The following is a 7,537-nucleotide window of genomic DNA, read 5'->3' on the forward strand; positions in this document are numbered from 1 at the left end:
CGGGCGCATCGGCTCCAGCATCTCGAGCATGCCCGCGTCATCCACCGGGTGGCCCAACAGTGTCCAACCGATCATTTTCGGGATGTGGTAGTCGCCCACCGATACGGCATCGGCGTCACCGAGAGCCCGCTGCGCCGTCTCGGCGGCGGTCCACGCGCCCACTCCCGGCAATGAGGTCAACGCTTCGCGGGCCTGCGCCGCCGACCACTCAACCAATCGTTCCAGCGACGCCGCCCGCCGCGAGCAACTCACCACCGTCTGAGCGCGTCGGGGGTCGACGTTGGCGCGATGAAACTCCCAGGACGGGATGTTGCGCCACACCTCCGCCGGCGGCGGCACACGCATGCCGGCCGGAGCGGGGCCCGGCGCGGGCGTCCCATACTTATTCACCAGCAGCCGCCACGATCGAAACGCGTCGGCACCGGGCACCCGCTGCTCGATGATCGCGGGAATGAGGGCTTCCAACACCAGTCCCGTGCGGCCCAGCCGGAGGTCGGGAAGCCGCCGGTGGGCCGCCGCAACGGTCGGATGTCGCGGCGCGAAATCAGCGGCGTTGTCGTCGGCGCCCAGCAGCGCGGGCAGCATCTCGATGAACTCTCCGGCCCCGCCGCCCCACGCAATGCAGTGGGCGGCGTCGGGTGCCGCACGGCTGATCACGGCCGTGACGGGGCCGGAGGGCAGCAGGCTGGTCCGCCAGATGGTGCCGTCCCCGGACGCCCGGAAGCACGGATCCCGCGGGCCCCGGCGAAGCGGCGCCAACGTGTGCCCGAAGCCGGACGCCCCGGGAAACGCCACAGTGCGCGCACGCTTCACGAGGAGCTCCGACCTGACGAGCCCGATTGACCGTTCACCACCGGCCAAGACAATATTGCGATGTGATGACGCCGTTCGATGCCCCGCAGGCCGAGCTGGCGTGGATGTTCCTGCAATCCATCAGCGAAGACGGCGATCTGGATGAGGGCTTCACGTTGCTCAGCGACGACTTCACGTATTGGAGCCTTTACACGCGCACTTCTGTTGACAAGCAGATGCTGCGTCACGGGATCGAGCGACGCAAACGCGTTCTCGAGGTCACCATCGAGCTGCATCGGTGCATCAGCGAGGGAGACACGGTGGTGGTCGAGGCGAACGCCTGGGGAACGACCGCCGACGGCAGCACATACGACGGCCCGTTCGTGTGCATCTTCGAGACCCGCGGCGGGCTGATCGTCTCGGTGCGCGACTACAGCGACACCGAGGCGCTGGCGGCGGTGCTGCCGCGCGACTACCTACTGCGCTGAGACGCTGATCTCGGCCTTGTTCGGGTAGAAGGCGACGTGGCCGGCGATGGCCGCGACAGCGGGATAGGGCTGTTCATACGTCCAGATCACATCGTCGACCGTCTCGCCGGCCGACGTGGTCACGCTGTAGTAGCTGGCGTCACCTTTGAACGGGCAGTGTGTGCGGGTGTCGGTCCGGGTCAGCCGGTCCTGGACGACGTCCGCCATCGGAATGTATTGCACCGCAGGCAAAGTCGCTTCGAGCAATGACAAGGCGGCCTCGGTGTCGGCGACCAGGTCGCCCTTGACGCGCACCTGCACCCGACCAGCTGTCGGCTTAATGGTGATCGGGTGCCCGGCGCCCGGTTCTTTGACCTCCGGATGGCTCATGGTCCTTACCTCCTCAGACGAGACAGACCTTGCAACGTCATCCCCGGCTCAACACTTCCCGATTCCCGCCTAACGACAACCGGGCTATCGGCCTCGCTATTCGGCCCGCTATTCGGCCCGAGTGGCGGCGCTGTTCCCCGCGCGTTTCCTCGCGGTCTGCGCGCCCTTCAGCGCGGCCCAGAACCGAGCCGCCTCGCGAACGGACTCCTCCACCGGGCGCGGCTGCCATCCCAGCTCGCGGACTGCCTTGCCGTGATCGACCTCGGCTTCGGCGCGCATCATCCGCACCGATGCCAAGCTCAGTTCGGCATCTTTGCCGGTGATCCTTGCTCTCAGGCTGCCCAGCGCGCCCAGCGCATACAGCGTCGGCACGGAAATCGAGCGTCGCGGTGGCGGCACGCCGGCCTCCTCGGCGGCAATCCGCACGACGTCGGCCAGCGCGATCATCCGTTCCGATATCAGGTAGCGCTCGCCGACGCGGCCGCGCTCGGCGGCCAGAATCATTGCCCGGGCGGCATCCTCGACGCCGACCACTTCCAGCCGGATGCCGTCCATCAGGAACGGCAGCTTGCCGAACACCGCTCCGGCGATGAACGCACCATGCGGGGTGCGGCCCCAGTCGCCGCTGCCGTAAGTCGTTGAGACGCACATCGCGATCGCGGGCAGCCCGGCTTCGGCCACGTACCGCATTACCAGATCTTCGGCCTGAACCCGGGATTGGACGTAGGGGGTCGCCCCACGCGAGTCGACGCGGTCGTCCTCGGTCGCAACGTGCCCGCGTCGCCGGCCCACCGTGGCGTAGGTACTGGTGAAGATGAACCTGCGTAGATCGGGCTGGGCGACCGCAACATCAAGCACGTTGCGCAGGCCGTCCACGTTGGTGCGGAACAGGGGCGAGGGGTCGCGCAACCATGCGCGGGTGTCGACGACGCAGTAATAGACGTCGTCGACGCCGTCCATCGCCGCACGCAATACGGGGGTGTCGAACACGTCCCCGTGGAAGCGGGTGACGGGGAGGTCGTCGATGGCCCGGGTATTGGCGGTCGGGCGCACCATCGCCCGGACTTCTGCTGCGCCGTCGGCGACGAGCAGTCGGGTCACATGGGAACCCAGAAAACCGTTGGCGCCTATGACGAGCTTGGGGCCCAGCTTAGGTTGCGCGCTCACCGCGGATCTTCTTTCACTGGTTTCATTCCGGACCACCGTTCTCGAGCATCCAGCGCGCCGCGTTGTCGTCGAGGGTGCCGAGGGCCTGCGCCTTGCGGCACCATTTCAGGCCCGCCCGCAAGAAGCGCAGCGGGTTATAGATGTCTTCCTGCCGGCACCACAGGCCGTCACCGGCATAGGTGACGATCGAGATGTTCGTCGCGCTGATCACGGTGCCGTCACCCGGGTCTTTCATCGGGTTGTCCAGCTCGCAGATGATCCGCCCGGTCGGCTCGTCCACCACCGACCACAGCGTCGGGAAGGCGACCATGTGGCTGCCCGGAAAGGTCGTCATTGTTCGCTGAATCCAGTCGCGCACCTCGTCGCGCCCGCGCATGGTGCCGGCCGCGTGCTCGACGTACTCGACATCCGGCGTGTACTGGGCTACCCAGGCTTCCCAGTCCCGCGTCTCGGCCGCCCGCGCGACCGTCTCCTCGAACTTCTCGAAGGCGGCCGCCAGTTCGCTGCGGGAGAACTCAGGCGAGCTCACCGGGGCTTCCTGGCGCCGTTGCGGGTCATCGCCGGAGTGTAGCCTGGCGAACGTCGTCGGTTACCGACGAGGACTTACCGAGGAGGACAGCATGACCGGCACGCAGAAGGCGATCCTCGCGGGCGGCTGCTTCTGGGGAATGCAGGACCTGATCCGCAACCAGCCCGGCGTGATCTCGACCCGGGTCGGCTACACCGGCGGCGACGTCCCGCACGCGACCTACCGCAACCACGGCACGCATGCAGAGGCCATCGAAATCGTCTACGACCCAACGGTCACCGACTACCGCGCGCTGCTCGAGTTCTTCTTCCAGATCCACGATCCGACCACCAAGAACCGGCAGGGCAACGACCGGGGCCCCAGCTATCGTTCGGCCATTTTCTACCTCGACGACGAGCAGAAGCGCATCGCGCTGGACACCATCGCCGACGTCGATGCGTCGGGTCTATGGCCCGGCAAGGTCGTGACCGAGGTCAGCCCGGCCGGCGACTTCTGGGAGGCCGAGCCCGAGCACCAGGACTACTTGGAGCGTTTCCCCAACGGCTACACCTGCCACTACGTGCGGCCCGGCTGGAAACTGCCGCGCCGGGCCGCCGTCGACCGATAAGTCGGCGCGCTCAGCGCCGGTGGACCACAATCCGTCCGCCGTCTTTCGGCGTGAAGGCGACGCCCCGACCGTGCCACCGCTCCCCGGGTTCCGTCGTGGTCTCAATGCTGAAGTGGCGCAAGACTGTTCGCAGCACCACGTCCATCTCCATGTTGGCGAACGCGGCGCCCAGGCAACGCCGCGTGCCGCCACCGAACGGGATCCAGGCGAACGAGGATGGCTTGCCGTCGATGTAGCGCTTCGGGTCGAAGCGGTCCGGGTCGGGGAAGACGCTGGGATCGTTGTGGATCTGGGCGATGCTGACGATGATCGAGTCCCCGCGCGGGATTACCCATTCACCGAGTTGGAAGAGCGGTGGGTGAACGCGGCGAGCCGCGAAATCGATGACGGTCCGGGCTCGCTGGACCTCGAGAATCGTCGCCTGGCGCAGCTCGGACCCGCCATCAGCGGCACCGTCGACCTCGTCGACCAACGCGGCCAGCACCTCCGGGTGCCGGCTCAACCGTTCGAACGCCCAGCCCAGCGTGGAGGCGGTGGTTTCGTGTCCGGCGGCCAGCAGGGTGAGTAGCTCGTCGCCAATGTCCTTGCGGGACATCGCCGAACCATCCTCGTAGGTGCTGCGCAGCATGAGGGCGAGCACGTCGGTGCGCTCGGTGAAATTCGGGTCCGCCAGTTCGGCGTCGATCAGCCTGTCGACGATCGCGTCGTATTGGCGCCGCCACTGCGCCAACCGGCCCCATGGGGTGAACCGCCCATAATCGCGTTCGGGTTTCGGCAACGTTGCCAGGCGAGACCCCAGGGTGACCCATGGGGGGATCAGCCGGCGCAGCTCGTCGAGTTCGGCGCCCTCGGCCCCGAACACGGCTCGCAGGATGGCGTTGAGCGTGATGTGCATCATCGAGGGCAACGTCGCGAAAGGCCGGCCCTGTGGCCAGTTGGCGGTCTCTCGCAGCGTCTCCTCTTCGATGATGCGCTCGTAGTTCTTCATGCTCTTGCCGTGGAACGGCGGCGCCAACAGCCGTCGCCGACGGCGGTGATCGTCGCCGTCGAGCGCGAATACGGAGCCGGAGCCGAACAGCCGGCTCAGATTGGGCCGGATGTTGCCGAGTTCCTCGGGGCCGGTGGTGAAGATCTGCTTTGCCAACCGCCAGTCCCCGACGACCACCACGCGGCCGTAGATCGGAATGTTGACCGTGAACACGTTGCCGTGGCGTCGCGCCAGCCGCTGAATCATCCGCCGTCGGGAAGCCGCAAAGAACAAGCCCTGCAACATCTTCGGCATCCGGGTGGCCGGTGGCAGCCGGACGGTCGGTGTGGCGGTCACTACTTCGCTCATAGCGCTGATGCTCCCGTCTCTCCCCGCAGGGGGGTTGGTACCGCCGAGTACCAAGGCCTTGGCCGCTACGGTACTCTGTGGTACCAAGGCTGACAAGACGCCGTACGCACCAAGGGGGTCGCCCGCGTGACATCAGCGGTTGACGACGCGATACCCGCCGATCCCCCGGCAGCACCCGATCACTTTCGGCTGCGCCTGCTCGACGGTCTCGCCGCCGCCATCGGCGAGCGCGGCTACCGCGCCAGCACGGTCGCCGACGTCGTGCGCCACGCCCGCACCTCCAAGCGGACCTTCTACGACCAGTTCGACGGCAAGGAACACTGCTTCCTCGAGCTGCTGCGGGCCGACGTCGAGCGGCTCGGGGAACAGATCGCCGCGGCGGTCGATCCGGAAGCCGACTGGCACCGGCAGATTCGTCAGGCCGTCGAGGCCTATGTTGGGCATATCGAGTCCCGCCCGGCCATCACCCTGAGCTGGATTCGCGAGCTGCCGTCGCTCGGCGCGGTCGCTCGCCCCCTGCAGCGCCGCGGGCTGGAGTTGCTGTCCACCTTGCTGATCGACCTCAGCGCCAGCCCGGGGTTCCGGCGAGCCGATCTGCCTCCGTTGACCGAGCCGCTCGCCGTGATCCTCTTGGGTGGTCTGCGCGAACTGACGGCGCTGGCCGTCGAAGATGGCCGGCCCGTCCGCGACATCGTCGAGCCGGCCGTGGATGCGTCCATCGCGCTGCTGGGTCCGCGGCACTAGGGTGAATGCCCGACTCACCCAACTACGGAGGATCGCGATGCGGCTATCGACCCGGAATCAACTCACAGGAACGATCACCGAGGTCAATCTCGGCAGCGTGATGGCAATCGTGAAAGTGCAACTTGACGGCGGCGATCAGATCGTCACGTCATCGGTCACCAAGGACGCCGCACTCGAGCTCGGCCTGAAGGAGGGCCAGCCGGCGACGGTGTTCATCAAGTCCACCGAAGTCGCCATCGGCGTCGACTGACCCGCGGCCGCGACACCGAACACCGGCAGACGGCACGCGGGGGGAGTGTGCCTAGCTTCGGTCTCGACGAGACAAGCCCCGCGAAAAGCTTTGCAGTGCTTCAACTTTCTTCGCGAAGGACGGCGCGCAGCCGGTCGAGCACCAGGTCGGGTCGCTGTTCGACGATCCAGTGGCCGACGTCGTCGACCAACTCGACCTGAAAATCGCTGATCCGGTCGGCATATCCGTCCAGCATGTTCTTTTTGAATACCGGGTCTTTGGTTCCGCACAGCCAGCGGACCGGGACATTGACGCGCGCACCGTCTTTCGGCTCGTACTCGCCGCGCAACCAGGCGATCAGTTCCACGCTCAGAAACGTGCGGTACCAACGCGAAGCGGCCGCCGCATGCCCCGGTTGCCGCATGCACTCGACGTAGAACCGCACGGTGTGCTCGGGCACCAGGTAACCTCCACCGATCCACGATGCCAGCAATCGGTACAACCGAGCCCTTGGATCGCCGATCAGCCGCGGACCTATCACCGGCAGAAACAACGGAATCTGATACCAAAACCGCCACAGGTTGCGCATCAGCGCGAGGTCGGGCCGCAGCCACGGCGCCGCGGTGTTCATTCCTAGGAACCCGGTCACCTTCTCCGGGTGGCGCAGCATCATGATGAACGCAATCGGTCCGCCCCAGTCGTGGCCGGCGAGCGTGACCGTCGCGACACCCAGCCGGTCCAGGATGCCGGCCAGGTCGTCGGCCATGTCGTTCTTGCGGTAGTCCGAAGGCGGGGCCGAACTCCAGCCCGCGCCGCGCAGGTCGGGGCACAGCACCCGATAGCCGTCTGCGGCCAGCGGAGGGATCAATTCGTGCCACTGCCACCAATTTTGGGGGAAACCGTGGACCAGCATCACCGCTTGTCCGGTGGCGGGTCCCGAGTCCGCCACGTGGATCGTCACGCCGTTCCCTAACTCCACGTACCTGTGTTCCACGCCGTCGAGCGCGGGCATAGCAACCATGTGTTGAGAAGGTAGTCGATGCGCTACGCGAGGAACCGCTCGACGTACGGCGCGAAGCGTGTGCGCAGACCCTCCTCCGTCAGCCCGAACATCTCGCAGGACACTTCGACGTTTCCCAGGCGGCCCCGCCGGTGGCCCGCCAGGTAGTCGCCGATCGCCGTGCGTGCTTGTGCGGTGAACGGTTCGCCGGCCAAGGCGTACACCCGCTGGGCGACTCCGAGTTCGTCGGCCATGAAGTCGTCGAAGCGGATGTCG

Annotated in this window: 10 protein-coding genes and 1 pseudogene; 4 read left to right on the forward strand and 7 right to left on the reverse strand. The window is 66.8% G+C overall.

Going from position 1 to position 7,537, the window contains the following annotated elements; translation table 11 throughout:
* On the reverse strand, positions 1–840 hold an 840-nt coding region (locus JO059_RS01470; RefSeq protein WP_293314194.1), incomplete at its 3' end, for a DNA-3-methyladenine glycosylase 2 family protein.
* 38 nt (positions 841–878) lie between these two features.
* Here JO059_RS01470 and JO059_RS01475 point away from each other — a divergent pair.
* A complete protein-coding gene (locus JO059_RS01475) occupies positions 879–1,280 on the forward strand; it encodes a nuclear transport factor 2 family protein (RefSeq protein ID WP_293314182.1) in 402 nt (133 codons plus the stop codon).
* Here the strand turns inward: JO059_RS01475 and JO059_RS01480 are convergent.
* The 3 genes from JO059_RS01480 to JO059_RS01490 form a co-directional block, all read right to left on the reverse strand.
* On the reverse strand, positions 1,269–1,649 hold the full coding sequence (locus tag JO059_RS01480) for a DUF427 domain-containing protein (protein WP_293314184.1): 381 nt from the start codon (positions 1,647–1,649) through the stop codon (positions 1,269–1,271). The two genes, JO059_RS01475 and JO059_RS01480, sit on opposite strands and share 12 nt — an antisense overlap.
* A 108-nt stretch (positions 1,650–1,757) precedes the next feature.
* The gene (locus JO059_RS01485; protein WP_293314196.1) at positions 1,758–2,798 is read right to left on the reverse strand and encodes an NAD-dependent epimerase/dehydratase family protein; all 1,041 of its coding nucleotides are present in this window, start codon (positions 2,796–2,798) and stop codon (positions 1,758–1,760) included.
* A gap of 40 nt (positions 2,799–2,838) precedes the next feature.
* The gene (locus tag JO059_RS01490) at positions 2,839–3,345 is read right to left on the reverse strand and encodes a nuclear transport factor 2 family protein (protein ID WP_293314186.1); all 507 of its coding nucleotides are present in this window, start codon (positions 3,343–3,345) and stop codon (positions 2,839–2,841) included.
* A 91-nt stretch (positions 3,346–3,436) separates the two neighbouring features.
* Between JO059_RS01490 and msrA the strand changes: the two genes are divergently transcribed.
* Complete coding sequence (gene msrA / locus JO059_RS01495; RefSeq protein ID WP_293314187.1) at positions 3,437–3,952, forward strand: peptide-methionine (S)-S-oxide reductase MsrA; 516 nt, start codon at positions 3,437–3,439, stop codon at positions 3,950–3,952.
* Positions 3,953–3,962: 10 nt separating this feature from the next.
* Here the strand turns inward: msrA and JO059_RS01500 are convergent, their stop codons facing one another.
* A complete protein-coding gene (locus tag JO059_RS01500; RefSeq protein WP_293314189.1) occupies positions 3,963–5,288 on the reverse strand; it encodes a cytochrome P450 in 1,326 nt (441 codons plus the stop codon).
* A 150-nt stretch (positions 5,289–5,438) separates the two neighbouring features.
* Between JO059_RS01500 and JO059_RS01505 the strand changes: the two genes are divergently transcribed.
* Positions 5,439–6,032 carry a TetR/AcrR family transcriptional regulator gene (locus JO059_RS01505; protein WP_293314198.1) on the forward strand — a complete coding sequence of 198 codons (594 nt, stop codon included), beginning with the start codon at positions 5,439–5,441 and terminating at the stop codon, positions 6,030–6,032.
* A 37-nt stretch (positions 6,033–6,069) separates the two neighbouring features.
* Positions 6,070–6,282 carry a TOBE domain-containing protein gene (locus JO059_RS01510; RefSeq protein ID WP_293314190.1) on the forward strand — a complete coding sequence of 71 codons (213 nt, stop codon included), beginning with the start codon at positions 6,070–6,072 and terminating at the stop codon, positions 6,280–6,282.
* Between the two features lie 100 nt (positions 6,283–6,382).
* Here JO059_RS01510 and JO059_RS01515 read toward each other — a convergent pair whose 3' ends face one another.
* Both JO059_RS01515 and JO059_RS01520 read right to left on the reverse strand, forming a co-directional pair.
* Positions 6,383–7,282 (reverse strand): alpha/beta hydrolase, encoded by a 900-nt coding sequence (locus tag JO059_RS01515; RefSeq protein WP_293314192.1) that lies wholly within the window; start codon positions 7,280–7,282, stop codon positions 6,383–6,385.
* Between the two features lie 23 nt (positions 7,283–7,305).
* A pseudogene (locus JO059_RS01520) lies at positions 7,306–7,537 on the reverse strand (sulfotransferase); the annotation flags it as partial.

The organism is Mycobacterium sp., assembly GCF_019247615.1.
Classification (GTDB): domain Bacteria; phylum Actinomycetota; class Actinomycetes; order Mycobacteriales; family Mycobacteriaceae; genus Mycobacterium.